Source organism: Pantoea sp. 22096, from assembly GCF_052045955.1.
In the GTDB taxonomy this organism is placed as follows: Bacteria; Pseudomonadota; Gammaproteobacteria; order Enterobacterales; family Enterobacteriaceae; genus Pantoea; species Pantoea alfalfae.
On the sequence record NZ_JBQEPW010000006.1, the window covers coordinates 76,707 to 95,881 of the forward strand.

15 protein-coding genes and 1 pseudogene are annotated in these 19,175 nt (G+C 56.9%); 10 read left to right on the forward strand and 6 right to left on the reverse strand.

Annotated elements, in window-relative coordinates; genetic code table 11:
• Nucleotides 1-128: 128 nt before the first annotated feature.
• The 8 genes from mdcA to mdcH all read left to right on the forward strand — a co-directional run bounded on the left by mdcA (nt 129) and on the right by mdcH (nt 7,189).
• Nucleotides 129-1,784, forward strand: a complete 1,656-nt coding sequence (gene mdcA / locus ACTJKZ_RS17650) for a malonate decarboxylase subunit alpha (RefSeq protein WP_161733711.1) — start codon at nt 129-131, stop codon at nt 1,782-1,784.
• Entirely contained in the window at nt 1,785-2,645 is an 861-nt protein-coding gene (locus ACTJKZ_RS17655) for a triphosphoribosyl-dephospho-CoA synthase (protein WP_161733713.1), read from the forward strand.
• 8 nt (nt 2,646-2,653) lie between these two features.
• A complete protein-coding gene (gene mdcC / locus ACTJKZ_RS17660) occupies nt 2,654-2,953 on the forward strand; it encodes a malonate decarboxylase acyl carrier protein (protein WP_033734248.1) in 300 nt (99 codons plus the stop codon).
• Nucleotides 2,946-3,779, forward strand: a complete 834-nt coding sequence (locus ACTJKZ_RS17665; protein WP_135907562.1) for a biotin-independent malonate decarboxylase subunit beta — start codon at nt 2,946-2,948, stop codon at nt 3,777-3,779. The genes mdcC and ACTJKZ_RS17665 overlap by 8 nt, the downstream gene beginning before the upstream one ends.
• Nucleotides 3,779-4,579 (forward strand): biotin-independent malonate decarboxylase subunit gamma, encoded by an 801-nt coding sequence (gene mdcE, locus ACTJKZ_RS17670; protein ID WP_150011130.1) that lies wholly within the window; start codon nt 3,779-3,781, stop codon nt 4,577-4,579. Before ACTJKZ_RS17665 ends, mdcE begins: the two co-directional genes overlap by 1 nt.
• 132 nt (nt 4,580-4,711) lie before the next feature.
• On the forward strand, nt 4,712-5,671 hold the full coding sequence (locus ACTJKZ_RS17675) for an AEC family transporter (RefSeq protein ID WP_161733715.1): 960 nt from the start codon (nt 4,712-4,714) through the stop codon (nt 5,669-5,671).
• Between the two features lies 1 nt (nt 5,672).
• On the forward strand, nt 5,673-6,290 hold the full coding sequence (locus ACTJKZ_RS17680; protein WP_161733717.1) for a malonate decarboxylase holo-ACP synthase: 618 nt from the start codon (nt 5,673-5,675) through the stop codon (nt 6,288-6,290).
• Nucleotides 6,287-7,189, forward strand: coding sequence for a malonate decarboxylase subunit epsilon (mdcH, locus tag ACTJKZ_RS17685; protein WP_161733719.1), 903 nt, complete (start codon nt 6,287-6,289; stop codon nt 7,187-7,189). Before ACTJKZ_RS17680 ends, mdcH begins: the two co-directional genes overlap by 4 nt.
• On the opposite strand, the gene ACTJKZ_RS17690 is transcribed toward mdcH, so the two are convergent.
• The 6 genes from ACTJKZ_RS17690 to glgB form a co-directional block, all read right to left on the reverse strand.
• Nucleotides 7,179-8,105 carry a LysR family transcriptional regulator gene (locus ACTJKZ_RS17690; RefSeq protein ID WP_253420292.1) on the reverse strand — a complete coding sequence of 309 codons (927 nt, stop codon included), beginning with the start codon at nt 8,103-8,105 and terminating at the stop codon, nt 7,179-7,181. The genes mdcH and ACTJKZ_RS17690 overlap by 11 nt on opposite strands.
• 223 nt (nt 8,106-8,328) lie before the next feature.
• Complete coding sequence (glgP, locus tag ACTJKZ_RS17695; protein WP_135907558.1) at nt 8,329-10,776, reverse strand: glycogen phosphorylase; 2,448 nt, start codon at nt 10,774-10,776, stop codon at nt 8,329-8,331.
• A gap of 19 nt (nt 10,777-10,795) precedes the next feature.
• A complete protein-coding gene (glgA, locus tag ACTJKZ_RS17700) occupies nt 10,796-12,229 on the reverse strand; it encodes a glycogen synthase GlgA (protein WP_161733723.1) in 1,434 nt (477 codons plus the stop codon).
• 63 nt (nt 12,230-12,292) lie between these two features.
• Entirely contained in the window at nt 12,293-13,585 is a 1,293-nt protein-coding gene (gene glgC / locus ACTJKZ_RS17705; RefSeq protein ID WP_161733725.1) for a glucose-1-phosphate adenylyltransferase, read from the reverse strand.
• Nucleotides 13,586-13,595: 10 nt separating this feature from the next.
• Nucleotides 13,596-15,578 carry a glycogen debranching protein GlgX gene (glgX, locus tag ACTJKZ_RS17710; RefSeq protein WP_440829890.1) on the reverse strand — a complete coding sequence of 661 codons (1,983 nt, stop codon included), beginning with the start codon at nt 15,576-15,578 and terminating at the stop codon, nt 13,596-13,598.
• Nucleotides 15,575-17,758, reverse strand: coding sequence for a 1,4-alpha-glucan branching enzyme (gene glgB / locus ACTJKZ_RS17715; protein ID WP_260059414.1), 2,184 nt, complete (start codon nt 17,756-17,758; stop codon nt 15,575-15,577). Before glgB ends, glgX begins: the two co-directional genes overlap by 4 nt.
• Nucleotides 17,759-18,417: 659 nt before the next feature.
• Here glgB and ACTJKZ_RS17720 point away from each other — a divergent pair.
• Both ACTJKZ_RS17720 and ACTJKZ_RS17725 read left to right on the forward strand, forming a co-directional pair.
• Nucleotides 18,418-18,927 (forward strand): annotated as a pseudogene (locus ACTJKZ_RS17720) (DUF2778 domain-containing protein).
• Nucleotides 18,908-19,174 (forward strand): hypothetical protein, encoded by a 267-nt coding sequence (locus ACTJKZ_RS17725; protein WP_260059415.1) that lies wholly within the window; start codon nt 18,908-18,910, stop codon nt 19,172-19,174. The pseudogene ACTJKZ_RS17720 and the gene ACTJKZ_RS17725 overlap by 20 nt, the downstream one beginning before the upstream one ends.
• Nucleotide 19,175: the final 1 nt, after the last annotated feature.

A 19,175-nucleotide genomic window follows, 5' to 3' on the forward strand; every position in this document is an offset into this window, starting at 1 on the left:
ACTCCCTTTCTCTATCGTTACCTTAAATCTAACGTTCAGCTTTTTTGCTTAATTGAACGATGCATTAAGAAAGCTCAGACTTTCTTCAGCATAAACGAAGCAACAGCGATTCTAATCAGGAGGTTGAAATGAACACAGGCCAAACGCCTGCCCGGGAGTGGAACACACGCCGCAGTGAAAAAGCGCGTCGTATGGCTTCCTTTCCCCTTGATGGCAAAGTCATTCCTTCAGAAAGAGCTACAGAAGCCCTGGAAACACTCATTGCACCAGGCGACCGCGTGGTGCTTGAAGGGAATAACCAGAAACAGGCTGACTTCTTATCCCGCACGCTGGCAGCGGTGAATCCGGCAAAGATTCACGACCTGCATATGATTATGCCGAGCGTCGGCCGCAGTGAGCATCTCGATATTTTTGAAAAAGGCATCGCCCGCAAACTCGACTTCTCTTTTTCCGGTCCGCAAAGTCTGCGCATGTCTCAGCTGTTACAGGATGGCCAGTTGGAAATCGGCGCTATCCATACCTATATCGAACTCTATTCCCGCCTCTATGTTGATCTTAGCCCAAATGTGGCGTTGATTGCAGGATACAAAGCCGACCGCAAGGGCAACCTTTATACCGGCCCGAGCACCGAAGATACCCCGGCACTGGTGGAAGCCGCCGCGTTTCGTGACGGTATTGTGATAGCCCAGGTCAATGAACTGGTCGATGACGAAACCGACCTGCCGCGCGTCGATATCCCCGGCTCCTGGATTGACTACGTCGTCGTCGCAGACAAACCGTTCTTCATCGAACCGCTGTTTACCCGCGATCCACGCCTGATTAAACAGGAACATATCCTGATGGCGATGATGGCGATTAAAGGCATCTACGCCGAACACCAGGTGCAGTCGCTGAACCACGGTATCGGTTTTAACACTGCCGCCATTGAACTGCTGCTGCCAACCTACGGCGAGCAGCTCGGTCTGAAAGGTAAAATCTGTAAACACTGGACGCTGAACCCGCATCCAACGCTGATCCCGGCGATTGAGAGCGGCTGGGTCGAGAGTGTGCACTGCTTCGGCGGTGAGCTGGGAATGGAAGAGTATATCCGCGCCCGTCCTGACATCTTCTTTACCGGCAGCGACGGCTCAATGCGCTCTAACCGCGCCTTCTGTCAGCTGGCCGGCCAGTACGCGGTCGATATGTTTATCGGTGCCACCCTGCAGGTTGATGGGCTGGCAAACTCCTCTACCGTGACGCGTGGTCGTCTTTCCGGCTTCGGCGGTGCACCGAACATGGGCCACGATCCCCATGGCCGTCGTCACGCCACGCCCGCCTGGCTGAACATGATCACTGAGCCAGACCCGATGCAGCGCGGTAAAAAACTGGTGGTGCAGATGGTCGAGACCTTCCAGGCAGGCGCGAAACCGACCTTCGTTGAAACCCTTGATGCGGTTGAGGTCGCCAAAACCTCCGGCATGCCGCTGGCACCGGTCATGATTTACGGCGATGACGTGACCCATGTGCTGACCGAGGAAGGTATCGCCTATCTCTATCGCGCAGAAAGTCTTGAAGAGCGTCGCGCTATGGTTGCTGCTGTTGCGGGCATTACCGACATCGGTCTGGGTGTGGATGCGGCACGCGTCGCAGCCCTGCGTAAAAGCGGCAAAGTGGTCTACCCGGAAGATATGGGTATCCGCCGCTCTGACGCCACGCGTTCACTGCTGGCAGCGGGCAGCGTCGCTGACCTGGTTGAATGGTCAGATGGCCTGTACAACCCACCTGCTAAATTCCGGAGCTGGTAAATGAAACTCCTGTCACAGACTCAAGCCGAGGCGCAGTCCAGCCAGCTGGCAACGATGGCGCGCGATTGTCTGATCGATGAAGCACGTCTGAGCCCTAAGCCGGGTCTGGTCGACAGTCGGGGAAACGGCGCGCATCAGGATCTGACGCTGGCGCTGATGGAGCGTTCCGCTCACAGCCTGATGCCAGCCTTTCTGGCGCTGGCCCGTCACAGCTGGCTGCGTCCTGCTGATATCGCCCTGCGCGAAACGGTAGGCCGCCTGGGCCGTGACGGTGAGCAGCAGATGATGGCGGCAACCGGCGGCGTTAACACCCATCGTGGCGCAATCTGGGCGCTGGGATTGCTGGTGAGTGCCGCGGCCATGCACGGCGGCGCTGCCAGTGCCGACCAGCTGACCCGCACCGCCGCTGCACTGGCCAGCCTGCCCGACCGGGCAGCACCAAAGCTGTTCAGCAAAGGTTTGAAAGCGACGCACCGCTATCAGGTGCCCGGCGCACGCGAAGAGGCGCAACAGGCGTTTCCTCATGTGATGAAGCTGGCGCTGCCGCAGCTGCTGTCCAGCCGGGCGGTGGGTGCCAGTGAGAGCGAAGCCCGCCTGGATGCGCTGATGGCGATCATGACCTCGCTCAGCGATACCTGCGTGCTGTCTCGTGCGGGTATGACCGGACTGAACGCCATGCAGCAGGGCGCACGCGCCGTACTGCTGGCGGGAGGCTGCCGCACAGCCGCAGGTCAGGTGGCGCTGTCGCAGCTCGACCAGCGCATGCTGGCGCTCAATGCTTCGCCTGGCGGGGCCGCCGATTTGCTGGCCACGACGCTGTTTATTGATCGGGTCTGCTCGCCTGAACTTTCTTATTTTTAGAGGCCATTATGGAACACATCACATTATCTTTACCTGCTAACCGCCTGCTCAATGGCAGAGCGCTGGCCGGGGTCGTTGGTTCCGGTGATATGGAAGTGCTGTACACCGCAACTGAAGGCCAGACACTGAACATCGATATCACCACCTCACTGGATAACAGCGACGCGCGCTGGAAGGCGCTGTTTGATCGCCTGAACTTAATAAACGGCCTGCCCGCCGGAGAGCTGATTATTCACGATTTCGGCGCGACACCCGGCGTAGCGCGTATCCGTATTGAACAGGTTTTTGAAGAGGTGAGCCATGCGTAACGATGCCAGTTTTATTGAATTACGGGCTCGTGAACGCGCCCATGCGCTGCTGGATGCAGGCAGCTATCGCGAACTGCTTGATCCGTTTGAAGGCATTATGTCGCCATGGCTGGCCCCGCAGGGCGTGGTGCCTCAGTCAGATGACGGCATGGTAGTGGCGCGCGGTACCCTGAATGGTCAGCCTGCAGTGGTTGTCGCCATTGAAGGCACCTTCCAGGGCGGCAGCATGGGCGAAGTTTCCGGGGCGAAAATGGCGGCAGCGCTGGAGCTGGCGGCAGAAGACAACCGCAACGGCATTCCGACTCAGGCGGTGCTCTGCCTGGAAACCGGTGGCGTGCGTTTACAGGAAGCAAATCTTGGCCTGGCGGCGATTGCGGATATTCACGCAGCGATTGTCGATCTGCGTCGCTACACCCCGGTTATCGGCATCGTCAGCGGCACCGTTGGCTGCTTCGGCGGGATGTCTATTGCTGCCGCGCTGTGCAGCTACCTGATTGTCACGCGCGAAGCCCGTCTGGGGCTGAACGGTCCGCAGGTGATTGAGCAGGAAGCAGGCATTGAAGAGTATGACTCACGCGATCGCCCGTTTATCTGGAGCATGACCGGCGGCGAAATCCGCTACGCCAGCGGCCTGGTCGATGCGCTGGTGAGTGACGGCATCAACGCGGTGAAAACCGCCATGAATGACTTTATTGCCAAAGGCGTTCCGGCCCAGAACCGCAGTGATAACTATGCCGATTTCCTGTCACGTCTGTCGCAGTTTGATACCCGCCAGCAGGCGGACACCGCGCAGATTAAACAGCTTTTCGCCCGGGAGGAGAAATAATGACTCAGACAAGCAGCCGCGGTGCAACCTGGCTGGAAAAACTCGCACCCAATGCACAGCGTCTTAGCGGCCTGTGTGCCTCTGTTCAGGTGGCTGACGGCCAGCTCAATGGCGAAAACGTACGCTTTATTGCCGTTGTGCCCGATCCCCAAAACCACTATCCGCGCGCCGCGCAGGGTGAAGTCGGTCTGCTGGAGGGCTGGACGCTGGCGAAAGTGGTGAATGAAACGCGCGAAGCAGACAAAAACAGTGCCGTGAAACGCCCGATTGTGGCGGTGATTGATGTGCCGAGTCAGGCCTATGGCCGCCGCGAAGAGGCATTTGGTATTCATCAGGCGCTGGCCGGTGCGGCGGGGGCTTATGCCAACGCACGCCTTGACGGTCATCCGGTGATTGGCCTGATTGTTGGCAAAGCGATGTCCGGTGCGTTCCTGGCACACGGCTATCAGGCTAACCGACTGATTGCGCTTAACGATCAGGGTGTGCTGGTGCATGCCATGGGCAAAGCATCGGCGGCGCGTATTACGCTGCGCTCCGTGGAAGCGCTGGAAAAACTGGCTGCGACCATTCCACCGATGGCTTACGACGTGAATAACTTCGCCACGCTGGGCCTGCTCTCCGATCTGCTGAACGTGGGCAATCCTGATGCGCCGTCTGACGCTGATGTGGCGATGGTCGAGATTGCGCTGCACAAGGCGATTAGCGACGCTCGTCAGGATCCGAGCCTGAAAAGCCGCCTGGGTGCATCCAATCGTCACAGCTCCTCCCTGGTTCGCGAACGGATGCGCGCGACCTGGTAATCATAAAAAAAATAAACCTGCCGAAACCGGTCTGACGGGGCGCATCGCTAACTGCGCCCCGGAGCAGTGGCCGTGTTCAGAATTATAAACATCGCTGTTTTTTAAAGAATTCTTCTTAATTACAGGTGATTTATGATTTATATAATTGTTCATGCCCTTGCTCCGATCTTTGTCATTATGCTGCTGGGTTTCTGGGCCGGTAAGGCCGGAATGGTCAACAACAAAGACGTCTCTCTGCTGAATATTTTCGTCATGGATTTTGCACTGCCCGCCGCGCTGTTCAGCGCAACGGTACAAACGCCCTGGCCGGGCATCGTGGCGCAATGGCCGCTGATTGTGGTTATTACCGGCGCAATGTGGATTACTTATGGAGCTGTCTATTTCGCGGCTACAAAAGTTTTCAAAAAGTCACCGCAGGATGCGGCTGTGTTAACACTGACGGTGGCGCTGCCAAATTACGCCGCGCTGGGCCTGCCCATTCTGGCCAGCGTGCTGGGTGAAAATGGTGCCACTTCGCTCTCGGTAGCGGTCTCCATCGCCTGTGGTTCAGTGCTGCTTACACCGCTTTGCCTGCTGATTCTGGAACGTGAAAAAGCGTTTGCCGACGGCACCGAGCACGGTTCAACCCTGACCATGCTGCCGATTCTGATGTGGCGTTCAGTGAAAAAACCGATCGTACTGGGACCGTTGATTGGCGTGGTGTTATCAGCGCTGGGCGTTAAAATGCCTGATCTGGTGCTGGCCGCCATCAAACCGCTGGGTCTTGCTGCCACCGCCGCTGCACTCTTCCTGACCGGTGTCATCCTGTCGGCACGCAAACTGAAACTTAACGCGGTGGTGGGCGTCGGCACGGTGACTAAACTGCTGATTCAGCCCTTTATCGCCTGGGGTCTGGTACTGGCGCTGGGGCTTAACGGTTCAGTGGCCATTACCGCTATCCTGATGATTGCGCTGTCAGCCGGTTTCTTCGGCGTGGTATTCGGCAACCGCTTTGGCGTGCAGTCGCCCGATGCTGAAGCCGTGCTACTGTTGAGTTCGATTCTGTGTATTTTATCGTTACCGCTGTTCATCACGCTGACATCAGGAATGTAATATGAGTGCGCCGCGCCCCCACGATCTGCTCTGGCTGCGTCACAGCGACGCGTTAGCTGCGATTAAAGAGAACTGGGTCAGCACATTCTGGCATCCCGATCTGCCGGTGGTGGTACGGCGCGATCACCGTGAATCCGGTCTGATTCCGGTGGGTGTGCGCGGTGAGCGACGTGAGCAGCGCGCCGCCGGCTGGATTAATCCAGCCGATATTGTCCGGATGGTGACGCCAGAGAGAGTGGCAGAACGGGCATGGCTGCTGGATTCACCCTTTACCGCTTATGCGCCGGTTCGCGCGGCGATTACGCTCAGCGAGTCTCTCTGGCCCTGGCATTGGGGCATAACCGGCAGCACCGGTTATGCGCTGGCGACGCAACGGCCCACGCTGCATGCTGCCAGCGATCTTGATTTAGTGATCCGCGCCCCGCAGCCGCTGCCGCGCGATGCGCTGCAACAGTGGCAGACGCTGACCGACTCGCTGGACTGCCGGGTGGATACCCAGGTGGAAACGCCGTCTGGCGCGTTTGCGCTGAACGAGTGGCTGCGTGAGGGTCGCGTGCTGTTAAAAACCGATACCGGACCGATACTGACCGCTTCACCCTGGAGCAGGGAGAATTCATGAAAATACTCTTTACCTTTCCCGGCCAGGGCACCCAACGAGCCGGGATGCTGCAGCATCTGCCCGACGGCGACGCGGTATTAAACAGCGTGCGCGCGGTACTGGGCGACGAGACCGACCGGCTCGACAGCACTGATGCGCTGCGCCACACCCGCGCCGTGCAGCTCTGTCTGCTGATTGCCGGAGTCGCCTGGGCGCGCGAGCTGATCCGCCGTGGAGTGAAACCGGACATCGTCAGTGGTCTGTCGATTGGTGCATTTCCCGCTGCGGTGATCGCCGGTGCGCTCGATTTCAGCGACGCCCTGCGGCTGGTTGCACTGCGCGGCGATCTGATGGAGCAGGCTTACCCGCACGGATATGGCCTGACCGCCATCACCGGTTTAACGCTGAATCGTCTGGAGAAGCTGCTGGCTGGCAGCAATACCTACATCGCCAACCTGAATGCGGAAACGCAGATTGTGATTGCCGGTCGTGATGAGGATATGGCTGTCGTGGCGCAGAAAGCGCTGGATGCCGGTGCCAGCAAAGCGATCAGACTCGCGGTGAGCGTGCCGTCGCACTGCGCGCTGCTGGACAAGCCCGCCGCCGAACTGGCGCGCGCGTTTGCATCCGTCACCCTCTCCCGGCCCGATTGCGCTTATCTCAGCGGCTCAACCGGACGGGTGATTTGGGAACCGGAGAAGATTGCTGACGATCTCGCCTTTAATATGGCGCGCACGGTGCAGTGGAATGATGCGATGGTTGCCGCTAATCAGCGCGATGCCCGACTGGCGATCGAGATGCCGCCGGGCAATGTGCTGACGGGCCTGACACTGCAGGCGGGCTGGCAGGGCGAAGCGATCTGCATGGAGCGCAACAGCGTCGGGGTGGCGCTGCATCTGGCTAAACGGCTCAGTCAGTAAGGCTGCGGGCGTACATCCGCCCTTCTGCCGCCAGGGCCAGCAGGTCATTATCGCGTTCGCGACGATGTGAGTAGACAATCGAGATCTGCTGACGCATCTGACAAGGCTCAGCGAGCGGCAGCAACTGAATGTTGTTTTCATACACCTTCTTCATTCGTCCCGGAATCAGCGCCAGGCCAATGCCCGCCTGCACCAGGCTTATCATTGAGAAGATGTCATTTACCTGGGTGACTATGCGCGGTTCAAATCCGGCTATCTGAAACGCCTCCTGCGAACCGGTATAGGTGGCAAATCCCTCAGCCAGTGAAACAAAATCCCGGTCGGCAAAATCACGCAGATCCACCGGGCCGGTTTCCTCCCGCGTCTCCCCGGCTGGCGCAGCCAGAAAAATACTGTCTTCAAACAGCGGAATCACATCAAAATGCGCATCGCTGAGTTCGCCCTCATCGGTGGCGATCAGAATCGCATCCAGCACGTCATCTTCCAGCATATTCATGAGCATCTGATTGGAGCCCATGGTCAGATCAAGCTCGAGCGTGGGCCGACGCAGTTTCATGCCCATGATCAGCCGGGGAATGGTTTCAAGCGTTAGCGAGTAGAGTGTGCCAAGCCGCAGACGACCCACGCCGATACCCGCCACCTTGCGCGCCTCTTCAATACCTTTACCCATCAGGGTAGTCACGTCGCGACAGTAGTCCAGCAGCGTCCAGGCGGCAGGCAGCGGCACCAGATTACGGCCTTTGTGAATAAACAGCGGACAGTCAATGCCCTCTTCCAGCGTGTGCAGCGCGCGATGCACGCTGACACTGCTCAGCGCCAGCGCTTCCGCTGTGCGGGCGATATTCCCTTTGCTCATAAACATCATAAAAACGCTGAGCTTGCGGAAGGTAATTTCCTGATTGATGTTGTCACTCATGGGCTGCGGTTGCCTGTCGGATCGTTTTGCTTTTCCGCATAGTAGCGATTCTCAGCCGGAGTGTAATGATCTGGTTCGCTCTGTGGGCAGATACAGGCACCGAGGTCATAAGATGCTGAACCTTCTGAAAAAGCGACGGGGTGGCGGGAATGCCATGAGAAAAGATGACAATGCGGCCGGTTACCCGGCCGCAAAGAACGTCAGAAAGGCATACTGCCCGACCCTACAGCCTTATTGGTGTAATGTTCCAGATCTCATCGGCGTACTCCTGGATGGTACGGTCCGACGAGAAGTAGCCCATGCCCGCGATATTTTTCGCCGCGCGGCGCTGCCACTCATCCGGTTTACGGTAGAGCGCATCCACCTTATCCTGGGTATCCACATAGCTGCGATAATCCGCCAGTAACTGGTAGTGATCGCCAAAGTTAACCAGAGAGTCGAACAGATTGCGGTAACGGCCCGGATCCTGCGGACTAAACACGCCAGAGGCAATCTGAGTCAGCACCTGGTGCAGCTCTTCATCCCCTTCGTAATAGTCACGCGGGTTATAGCCGCCCTTACGCAGCGCTTCGACCTGCGGCGTGGTATTACCAAAGATAAAGATGTTCTCTTCCCCGACGTGATCCAGCATCTCAACATTGGCCCCATCCAGCGTACCTATTGTCAGCGCGCCGTTCAGCGCAAACTTCATGTTACTGGTGCCGGACGCTTCCGTCCCTGCGGTCGAGATCTGCTCAGAGAGATCGGCCGCCGGGATAATGATCTGCGCCAGACTCACGCTGTAGTTCGGGATGAAGACCACCTTCAGTTTGTTCTTCACCTGTGGATCATTGTTGATCACATTCGCGACATCGTTAATCAGATGAATAATATGCTTGGCGACGTAATAGGCCGACGCTGCTTTACCGGCAAAGATATTCACGCGCGGCACCCAATCCGCCTGCGGATCGGCCTTGATGCGGTTGTAACGGGTGATCACATGCAGCACGTTGAGCAACTGACGTTTGTACTCGTGAATACGCTTGATCTGGACATCAAACAGCGCGTTCGGGTCGAGCACCACATCCAGATTCTTCGCCACCCAGTCTGCCAGCCGACGCTTGTTCTGATGCTTGGCAACCGCGACTTTTTCAATAAACGCCGGATAGTCGATCTGTGCTTTCAGCTCATCCAGCTGGCTGAGATCGGTACGCCAGTTGCGACCAATCTCCTCATCCAGTACCTCTGATAGCGCCGGGTTCGCCAGCGCCAGCCAGCGACGGGGGGTGACGCCGTTGGTTTTATTGCAGAAGCGGCCCGGGAACAGACGGGAGAAGTCGGCAAACAGCGACTGGACCATCAGGTTAGAGTGCAGCTCTGACACGCCATTCACTTTATGACTGACGACGACGGCCAGCCAGCCCATGCGTACCCGGCGTCCATCGTTCTCGTCGATGATCGAAATGCGCGACAGCAGATCCAGGTCATCAGGATAGTGATCCTGAATCGTCTTAAGGAAGAAGTCGTTAATCTCGAAAATGATGCTGAGGTGGCGCGGCAGGATCTTACCGATCATATCGACCGGCCAGGTCTCGAGCGCTTCAGTCATCAGCGTATGGTTGGTATACGAGAAGACCTGACAGCAGACGTCAAAAGCGCTGTCCCAGCTGAATTTATGTTCGTCGATCAGCAGGCGCATCAGTTCGGGAATCGCCAGCACCGGATGGGTATCATTCAGGTGAATGGCGATTTTATCCGCCAGGTTGTCCCAGGTCTGATGCATCCGCCAGTGACGGTTCAGAATGTCCTGCACCGTCGCGGAGACAAGGAAATACTCCTGACGCAGACGCAGCTCACGGCCTGAGTAGGTCGAATCATCCGGATAAAGCACGCGCGACACGTTCTCTGAGTGGTTTTTGTCTTCCACTGCCGCGAAGTAGTCGCCTTGGTTGAACTTACCGAGGTTGATCTCGTTGCTGGCCTGCGCGCCCCATAGCCGCAGGGTGTTTGTGGCATCAGTGTCGAAGCCGGGAATGATCTGGTCATAGGCCATCGCCAGAATCTCTTCAGTCTCCAGCCAGCGCACTTTGGTGCCTTCGTGCTGAACGCGACCGCCAAATCGTACTTTGTAACGGGTATTGAAACGCTGGAATTCCCATGGATTACCATACTCAAGCCAGTAATCCGGCGACTCTTTCTGCTCACCTTCCACAATGTTCTGTTTGAACATGCCGTAATCATAGCGGATGCCATAACCGCGGCCCGGCATGCCCAGCGTCGCCAGTGAATCGAGGAAACAGGCCGCCAGGCGACCCAGACCACCGTTGCCCAGCCCCGGATCGTTCTCCTCTTCCATCAGCTCGGCCAGATCCAGACCCATCTCATCCAGCGCCTGGTTGAGATCGTCATAGATCCCCATCGCCAGCAGGGCATTCCCTAAGGTGCGACCCATCAGGAACTCCATCGACAGGTAATAGACCTGGCGGACATCCTGAGAGAGCTGGGCACGGCTGGAACGCAGCCAGCGCTCCACCATCCGGTCGCGCACCGCCAGCAACGAGGCATTGAGCCACTCGTGCTTGTTGGCGATCGAGGGATCTTTGCCGATGGTAAACATCAGTTTGTAGGCAATCGAATGCTTTAAGGCATCAACCGTCAACGTTGGTGAGGCGTAAGTGAAAGGTGCATTCATATCCAGTTTTCCCAATCCGTTACATCAAACGTTGGTAGAGATCACGGTAGGCTTGTGCGGCCACCTGCCAGCTAAAGTCCATCGCCATCGCCTGGCGCTGAACGTAACGCCACAGTGAAGGACGGGACCACAACACAAACGCGCGCCGGATGGCCCGTAACAGCGACCAGGCATTGGCATCTTCAAAGCTGAAGCCACTGGCAATACCGTCGGCCAGGTTCTCCAGAGAGCTGTCATTGACGGTATCCGCCAGCCCGCCGGTGCGGCGCACTAACGGCAACGTACCATACTTCAGGCCATAAAGTTGTGTCAGGCCGCAGGGCTCAAAGCGACTCGGCACCACGATCACATCCGCGCCACCGACAATACGGTGGGAGAACGCTTCGTGATAGCCAATCTGTACGCCGACACTGCCCGGATGCTCCGCCGCCGCCGCCAGGAATCCCTGTTGCAGTTCGGCATCACCCTGTCCCAGCAGCACCAGCTGTCCGCCCTGCGCCAGCAGGCCAGGCAGCGCTTCCAGCACCAGGTCCAGCCCTTTCTGTTTGGTCAGACGGCTGATCACGCAGAATACCGGCGCTTTATCATCCACCTTCAGCCCCATCGCCACCTGCAGCTGCCGTTTGTTTTCCGCTTTCGCTTCCAGCGTGTCGCGGTTATAGCGCGCGCTCAACAGCAGATCGTGCGCCGGGTCCCAGATAGAGGGATCGACGCCATTAAGGATCCCGCTAAGACGGCCTTCCAGCATCCGCTGTGCCAGCAGGCTTTCCATGCCATAAGCATATTCGGCAGAGGTAATTTCATGAGCGTAAGTCGGGCTTACCGCCGTGATATGGTCAGCGTAAAAGAGTCCCGCTTTCAGGAAGGAGATCTGTCCGAAGAACTCCAGCCCATGCATGTTAAAGAACGACCACGGCAGGCCAATCTCATCCATGTGATGCGCCATGAATAGCCCCTGGTACGCCAGGTTGTGCACGGTAAAGACTGATTTAGCCGGACGACCGCGCGCTTCCAGATAGGCACAGGTCAGGCCAGCATGCCAGTCATGCGCATGCACGATCTCGGGACGCCACATAGCGTCCATGCCGCACGCCAGTTCACAGCCGACCCAACCCAGCAGCGCAAAGCGCAGATAGTTGTCGACATACGCAAACTGCGACTCGTCATGGTAAGGACTGCCGGGGCGATCGTAGAGGCCAGGCGCATCAATTAAGTAGATGCCCACACCATTAAATTCACCAAATAACAGACGTATATGACCGGCAAATGTCTCTCGCTCTGTCACGACCTGGAGATCAGGTATGCCTTTGCGCAATGCGGGAAAAGCGGGCAACAGTACCCGTGTATCCGTGCCGCCCGCAATCTGCGCCTGAGGTAATGCCCCAACTACATCAGCCAGTCCGCCCGTTTTCAGCAGCGGGAAAAGTTCTGAACAGACATGTAAAACCTGCATCCTCGACCTCATTAAGTTATCCGGCACGCTCCGCGTGCCGATTGCGTAAGTTCCGCTTATCGCTTACAGCCCCGCTTTGGCCAGCCTGGCCAGCATGGCGCGGGTGACCAGTACGATCCCTTCATCCGAACGGTGAAAACGGCGACTGTCTTCATCGGGGTTTTCGCCAATAACCATGCCTTCCGGCAGTTCGCAGGCACGATCAATCACGCAGCGACGCAGGCGACACGATCGGCCCACTACCACATCGGGCAGCAGTACAGTTGAATCAATATTGCAAAACGAGTTAACGCGAACGCGTGGGAACAGCACTGAATTGACCACCACCGAACCGGAGATGATGCAACCGCCCGATACCAGTGAGTTCATAGTCATTCCGTGACTGCCGGAACGGTCCTGAACAAATTTCGCCGGCGGCAGCGGCTCCATGTGAGTACGAATCGGCCAGGTAACGTCATACATATCAAGCTCAGGCATCACCGATGCCAGGTCGAGATTGGCGCGCCAGTAGGCTTCCAGCGTGCCGACGTCGCGCCAGTAAGGCGGCGCATTGTCATCGTTCTGGACGCAGGAGAGCGCAAAGGAGTGCGCATAGCCTTCGCCGCTTGCCACGATTTTCGGCAGGATATCTTTGCCGAAATCATGATTAGAGCCAGGCGTCTGCAGATCCTCTTCCAACAGCGCATAGAGATAATCCGCGTTAAACACGTAGATCCCCATACTGGCGAGCGACTGCGTGTCATCACCCGGCATGGTGGGCGGTTTCGCGGGTTTCTCTACGAAGTCGATCACCATGTTATCTTCGTTCACCGCCATCACGCCAAAGGCCGTGGCCTCATGCACCGGCACGGGTAAACAGGCGATGGTACATTTCGCCTCGTTCACCACGTGATCCAGCAGCATGCGTGAATAATCCATCTTATAAATGTGGTCCCCGGCAAGGATCACAATGTACTGCGCCTGATAGCGGCGAATCACATCAAGGTTTTGCGTCACGGCATCGGCCGTTCCGCGATACCACTGTTCGGTCGAAAAGCGCTGCTGCGCTGGCAGCAAATCGACAAACTCATTCATCTCTTCATTGAAGATCGACCAGCCACGCTGGATATGCTGAGTCAGGGTATGGGACTGATACTGGGTAATTACGCCAATCCGTCGGATACCGGAGTTGACGCAGTTGGAGAGGGCAAAGTCGATAATGCGGAACTTGCCGCCGAAATGCACCGCCGGTTTAGCACGTTTGGCCGTTAAATCGACCAGGCGCGTGCCGCGTCCGCCGGCAAGGATCAGAGCAACCGTCTGTGTAGGGAGCTGGCGGGCCAGCATCAGGTGATCTGTTCTATCTAACTTAACCATGTCTGACTCCTTATGATTGCTTTTGGAACACGCACACACCGTGTGCGGGACCATGCCAGACAGTTAGCAGGATGGGGTTGTCGTCCCCGGCGAAAGGAGGAAGGGCACGCCATTCTCCGTCTGGTAACACGATGTCATTCACCGTATCCGTGGCGTTTATTGTTATTAACCAGCGGCCGGACAGCAGGATCTGCAATCTGTGCATCCCCTGTGCCCATTCATCGTGTTGCAGTGGCTGGCCACCGGCATTGAGCCACTGCACATTGCCGTCACCGTCCTGCCACCAGCGATCTGCGGTCAGCGCCGGAATGCGCTGGCGCAGAGCAATCAGTGCTGCGGTGAATCCGACTAATCCCTTCTCATCCGCCTGCCAGTCAAGCCAGCTCAGAGCGTTATCCTGACAGTAGGCGTTGTTGTTGCCGTGCTGGGTGTGGCCGCGCTCATCGCCGGCCAGCAGCATCGGCGTGCCCTGTGACAGCAGCAACGTCGTCAGCAGTGCCCGTACGCTGCGACGGCGGCGTTCGATCACGTCAAAGCTGACGTTCAGCCCCTCTTTGCCGTGATTGTGGCTGTAGTTATCACCGTGGCCATCACGGTTATCTTCCCCGTTCGCTTCGTTGTGTTTACGTTCGAAGCTCACCACATCCCACAGCGTAAAACCGTCATGGGCGGTGATCAGGTTAACCGTGGCGTGTGGCAGCCGGTCATCATGCTGGTAGAGATCGCTGGAGGCGGCAAAGCGGCGAACAAAATCGCCGTTGCTTACGTCGCCGTGCAGCCAGTAACGACGTGCGGTGTCGCGAAACTTATCGTTCCACTCGGTAAACGGCGGCGGAAAACGGCCAACCTGATAGCCGTCAGGGCCGATATCCCAGGGTTCCGCAATCAGCTTGACCTGGGAGAGCAGCGGACAGGCGCGTATCGCCTCGAAAAAGGGCGCATCACGCTGGTAATCGGGTGTACGACCCAGTACTGGTGCGAGGTCAAAGCGGAAGCCGTCGACGTGGCAGACCCGCACCCAGTAGCGCAGCGCCTCCAGGGCCCACGCCATTACCTGCGGATGGTGGATATTCAGCGTGTTGCCGCAGCCGGTCCAGTTCTGATAATCGCCCTGCTCATCCAGCCAGTAGTAGCTGGCGTTATCAATGCCACGCATGGAGATTGTCGGGCCAATCTCATCCAGTTCGGCGGTATGGTTGAACACCACATCCAGCACCACTTCGATACCCGCAGCGTGCAGGCTTTTGACCGCCTGCTGAAACTCCTGCAACGGCGTCACGCCCGGCTGACCGGAGGCGTAACGAGGGTCCACCGCCCAGAGCGCAAAGGGGTTGTAGCCCCAGTAGTTGCTGAGGCCGAGCTGCAACAGTCGCGGTTCGCTGGCGAAATGGGCCACGGGCAGCAGTTCAAGGGTGGTGATCCCCAGCTTGCGCAGGTAATCCACCATAACAGGATGACCCAGCGCCGCGTAAGTCCCGCGCAGCGTTTCCGGAATTTCCGGATGCTGCTGCGTCAGGCCGCGCACGTGGGCTTCATAAATTACCGTGTTGCCCCACGGCACGCGCGGTGCGACATCGTCCTGCCAGTCGAAATCCTCTGCGACCACCCGCGACCTGGGCGCAATCGCCGCGTTGTCATGCGGATCGGGTTGCGCCTCGCCGCCATGAAATAGCGGGTCATCCGGAACATCGCCTTCCACCGCGCGAGCGCAGGGATCGACCAGTAACTTCGCCGGGTTAAAGCGATGTCCCTGCTGCGGCGCCCAGGGCCCATGCACCCGGTAGCCGTAGCGCTGTCCCGGTTTTAACGCCGGAACATAACCGTGCCAGATATCCCCACTGCGGCCAGGCAGCTCAAGACGCTGTTCTGCGCCCTGTTCATCAAACAGGCAGAGCTCTACGCGCTCCGCATGCTGTGAGAACAGAGTGAAGTTAACGCCTTTGCCATCATAACTGGCACCCAGCGGTTCGGGATCTCCGGCAGTAATGGTCATTCAGCCTCCCGCACCAGCCAGACTGTTGCCAGCGGTGGCAGATCAAGACTCAGCGACTGCGGTCGTCCGTGGCTCTCCTGCTCATCGGTATGCACCCGATGAATGCGCACGTCACTACCGTGATACTCATGCTGATCGGTGTTCAGTACTTCTCGCCAGTAGCCAGGCTGATTAACGCCAAAGCGATAGCCCGGACGCGGCACCGGGGTGAAGTTACTGATGACGATTACTTCGTTGCCTTCACGGTCGCGGCGGACGAAAGCGAAGACGGAGTGTTCCGCATCGTTCACCACCAGCCACTCAAACCCTGCCGGATCAAAGTCGAGCTGATGCAACGGCGTGTAGTGCTGATAGGTGTGGTTGAGATCGCGCACCAGACGCTGAACGCCGTTGTGCCAGTTGTCATCCCCTTCCAGCAGGTGCCAGTCCAGGCTGACGTCGTGGTTCCACTCGCGGCCCTGAGCAAATTCGTTGCCCATAAACAGCAGTTTCTTGCCCGGGAAGCCCCACATCCAGCCATAGTAGGCACGCAGGTTGGCGAACTTCTGCCAGGCGTCGCCCGGCATACGATCGAGAATTGAGCGCTTACCGTGCACCACTTCGTCATGCGACAACGGCAGCACAAAGTTTTCGGTGTAGTTATACATCATGCCGAAGCTCATCAGGTTGTGATGGTGCTTGCGGTAGATGGGATCGACCTGCATGTAGTCGAGCGTGTCGTGCATCCAGCCCAGGTTCCATTTGAACCAGAAGCCCAGCCCGCCGCCTTCGGTCGGACGCGTCACGCCAGGATAGTCGGTTGACTCTTCAGCCATGGTTACCGACCCGGATGCCACAGTGCCGAGCGTGCGGTTGGTGTAACGCAGGAATTCGATCGCTTCGAGGTTCTCGCGGCCACCGAACTGATTCGGCACCCACTCTCCTTCGTTGCGGCTGTAATCGCGGTAGATCATCGACGCGACCGCATCCACACGCAGGCCATCGATGCCAAAGCGTTCGGTCCAGTAGAGCGCATTGCCCGACAGGTAGTTGCTCACTTCCCGGCGACCAAAGTTGTAGATCAGGGTGTTCCAGTCCTGGTGGAAGCCTTCACGCGGGTCGCTGTGCTCATAGAGCTGCGTTCCGTCGAAGCGCGCCAGACCGAAATCATCGCTGGGGAAATGACCCGGCACCCAGTCGAGCAGCACGTTGAGGCCCGCGTCATGGGCGGCGTCAATGAAGGCGCGGAACTCGTCACGGGTACCAAAACGTCGGGTCGGCGCATACATGCCCAGCGGCTGATAGCCCCAGCTGCCATCAAACGGATGTTCGTTGATCGGCAGCAGTTCGATATGGGTAAAGCCCATCTCTTTGACGTAGGGCACCAGCTGTTCAGCCAGCTCTTTGTAGCTCAGCCAGAAGTTGTTGTCGGTGTGACGACGCCAGGAGCCCAGATGCACTTCATAGATGGAGATCGGCGCGTCGAAGGCGTTGGCCGCCTTGCGCTCCGCTTTCATCTCAACCGGCTCTGGCAGACCACAGATCATCGACGCAGTCTGCGGACGCATCTGCGCCTCAAACGCGTACGGGTCCGCTTTGATGCGCAGTTCGCCATTGGCGTCGATGATTTCATACTTGTAGAGCTGGCCATTGACCGCGCCCGGTACAAAAAGCTCCCAGATGCCCAGCTCCTGACGCAGACGCATCGGATGACGGCGGCCATCCCAGAAGTTGAAATCGCCAACCACTGACACGCGACGGGCGTTGGGTGCCCAGACGCAGAAGCGGGTGCCGAAGACGCCATCAATGACGTCGCCGTGCGCGCCCAGCGTCTCATAAGGGCGCAGGTGTGTCCCTTCCGCCAGCAGCCACAGATCCATCTCCTGCAGCAGCGGACCAAAGCGATAGGCATCGTCTACCAGGTTTTGCTGGCCGTGCCAGTTCACCGCCAGCTGATAGCGGAACGGGTTTTTGCGGCGTGGAATGACGCCACTGAAGAAGCCGCGTGCATCTTCACACACCAGCTGAGCCAGTTTGCGCCCGGTGGAGGTTTCAATGACCCACACTTCAAGCGCTTCGGGAAGCAATGCCCTGACTTCAAGGCCTTGCTGAGTTCGGTGCATCCCTAGTAACGAAAAAGGGTCGGCATAATTACCCGCAAACAGGGCATTGATCGCATCGCGATCGGGAAGCTCTGACATGACTTTCTTCCTGTGATAATTGGCAGCCGAAATGAACGCGACACAGCCTGTCGCGGTTCATCTGCGCTGCTCTTCATTGAGCCATACGTACAACGACAAAGAAGTCAGGCCATTCCGTGGGAAAAGTGTTTTTGCCGTGTACCACAACCATTTAATCCGGAAAGCACAAGAGTGACCTGTGGCACATCATGGTTAAATCATAGCTTGGTCACGGGAGTTGCCATGGACTTAAGCAAAATATTCTTTAGCGATCGGCAAAAAAGGGAAGCAGATCACTGAGTAAGCGAAACGGTAGATTGTTTCGTGTACGACAGTGATGAAAAAGCCAAGTAAATGGATGATTATTTTCATTTAAGCTGCCCGAAATGCCCCAACTGATGAAGCAACATTTTTTACTGGATCGAAACGATAGCTCTGCCGCCGACCCTGGTCAGCCTCCGGAAGCGTGGAGTGCAGACAACGATCAAGAAAAGCTACCTGATAACGTGTTGTAAAGCGATGGTTAACGGCATGTTTCTGGGATTGGCAGGATTTGGGACACCAACAGGGCTGGAAGTGAATCGGCTTCACAAGCTTAATTTTTTACAGAAATAGCCATTCGTCTGTTTTTTTCTTTGTATTAGCATGCAAATAAAAATAACAGAGGCAAAGAAATGGCTATGATTTTATACGGAAAGTTTGTAATCAATAACGCTGATTATTCACCACTGAGTTTTCCGGGAGTAGGAACGTTTTAAGCGTTTTCTGGTAATGGCATCTATCGTAACAAGGGTGGTTGCGGGATGATAATTAATAAGGGACCATTACCTGCCGGACGTTACTACATTGTTGACCGCCCTTCTGGTAGTTGGATCAACAGCGTCAGAGCATGGGCAATTGACGAAATAAAATCTGCTTTTAAGTATCATGTTGATCATTCAGAATGGTTTGCCCTTTTTCGTGCAGATAACATGATCGACGATAGCACATTCTTTCGGGGCGTAGCCCGGGGCGGTTTCAGGCTTCATCCTGGTCATGTCTCAGAGGGTTGCATTACTCTTGCCTGGCAATCCGATTTCGACATGCTGAGAAATGCTCTGCTAAGAACGTCCAGAACCCCGATTCCGGGCAGCGACTTAAAAGCCTATGGCACCATTGAGGTAATCACTTATGGCGATACTTGCCCGTAAATCAGGGAAGGTAGCCTTTTTCCTTCTGATTTTACTTTGTGTGGGGCGGACTATGGGTGAACCGTATAACTGGATTAACTATGATTTCGTTTTGAAGATAGGAAACCTGCTTTATGGCCCTGGTGAAATTGGCGCAGAGGCAATAGATGATACGTTTTTCTATATTAGTTTCCTCGCTAATATAGTTATTACTGTGGTGGTTTTTTTCCTGACAATGAAGTTAATCACAAAAATAAGGAGATATTAAC

Coding starts and splice junctions, on each gene's coding strand:
- ACTJKZ_RS17675 (WP_161733715.1), top strand. CDS start 4,712: ATGATTTATATAATTGTTCATGCCCTTGCTCCGATCTTTGTCATTATG.
- ACTJKZ_RS17680 (WP_161733717.1), top strand. CDS start 5,673: ATGAGTGCGCCGCGCCCCCACGATCTGCTCTGGCTGCGTCACAGCGAC.
- glgP (WP_135907558.1), bottom strand. CDS start 10,776: ATGAATGCACCTTTCACTTACGCCTCACCAACGTTGACGGTTGATGCC.
- glgX (WP_440829890.1), bottom strand. CDS start 15,578: ATGACCATTACTGCCGGAGATCCCGAACCGCTGGGTGCCAGTTATGAT.
- mdcC (WP_033734248.1), top strand. CDS start 2,654: ATGGAACACATCACATTATCTTTACCTGCTAACCGCCTGCTCAATGGC.
- ACTJKZ_RS17690 (WP_253420292.1), bottom strand. CDS start 8,105: ATGAGTGACAACATCAATCAGGAAATTACCTTCCGCAAGCTCAGCGTT.
- glgA (WP_161733723.1), bottom strand. CDS start 12,229: ATGCAGGTTTTACATGTCTGTTCAGAACTTTTCCCGCTGCTGAAAACG.
- glgB (WP_260059414.1), bottom strand. CDS start 17,758: ATGTCAGAGCTTCCCGATCGCGATGCGATCAATGCCCTGTTTGCGGGT.
- mdcH (WP_161733719.1), top strand. CDS start 6,287: ATGAAAATACTCTTTACCTTTCCCGGCCAGGGCACCCAACGAGCCGGG.
- glgC (WP_161733725.1), bottom strand. CDS start 13,585: ATGGTTAAGTTAGATAGAACAGATCACCTGATGCTGGCCCGCCAGCTC.
- ACTJKZ_RS17655 (WP_161733713.1), top strand. CDS start 1,785: ATGAAACTCCTGTCACAGACTCAAGCCGAGGCGCAGTCCAGCCAGCTG.
- ACTJKZ_RS17725 (WP_260059415.1), top strand. CDS start 18,908: ATGGCGATACTTGCCCGTAAATCAGGGAAGGTAGCCTTTTTCCTTCTG.
- ACTJKZ_RS17665 (WP_135907562.1), top strand. CDS start 2,946: ATGCGTAACGATGCCAGTTTTATTGAATTACGGGCTCGTGAACGCGCC.
- mdcE (WP_150011130.1), top strand. CDS start 3,779: ATGACTCAGACAAGCAGCCGCGGTGCAACCTGGCTGGAAAAACTCGCA.
- mdcA (WP_161733711.1), top strand. CDS start 129: ATGAACACAGGCCAAACGCCTGCCCGGGAGTGGAACACACGCCGCAGT.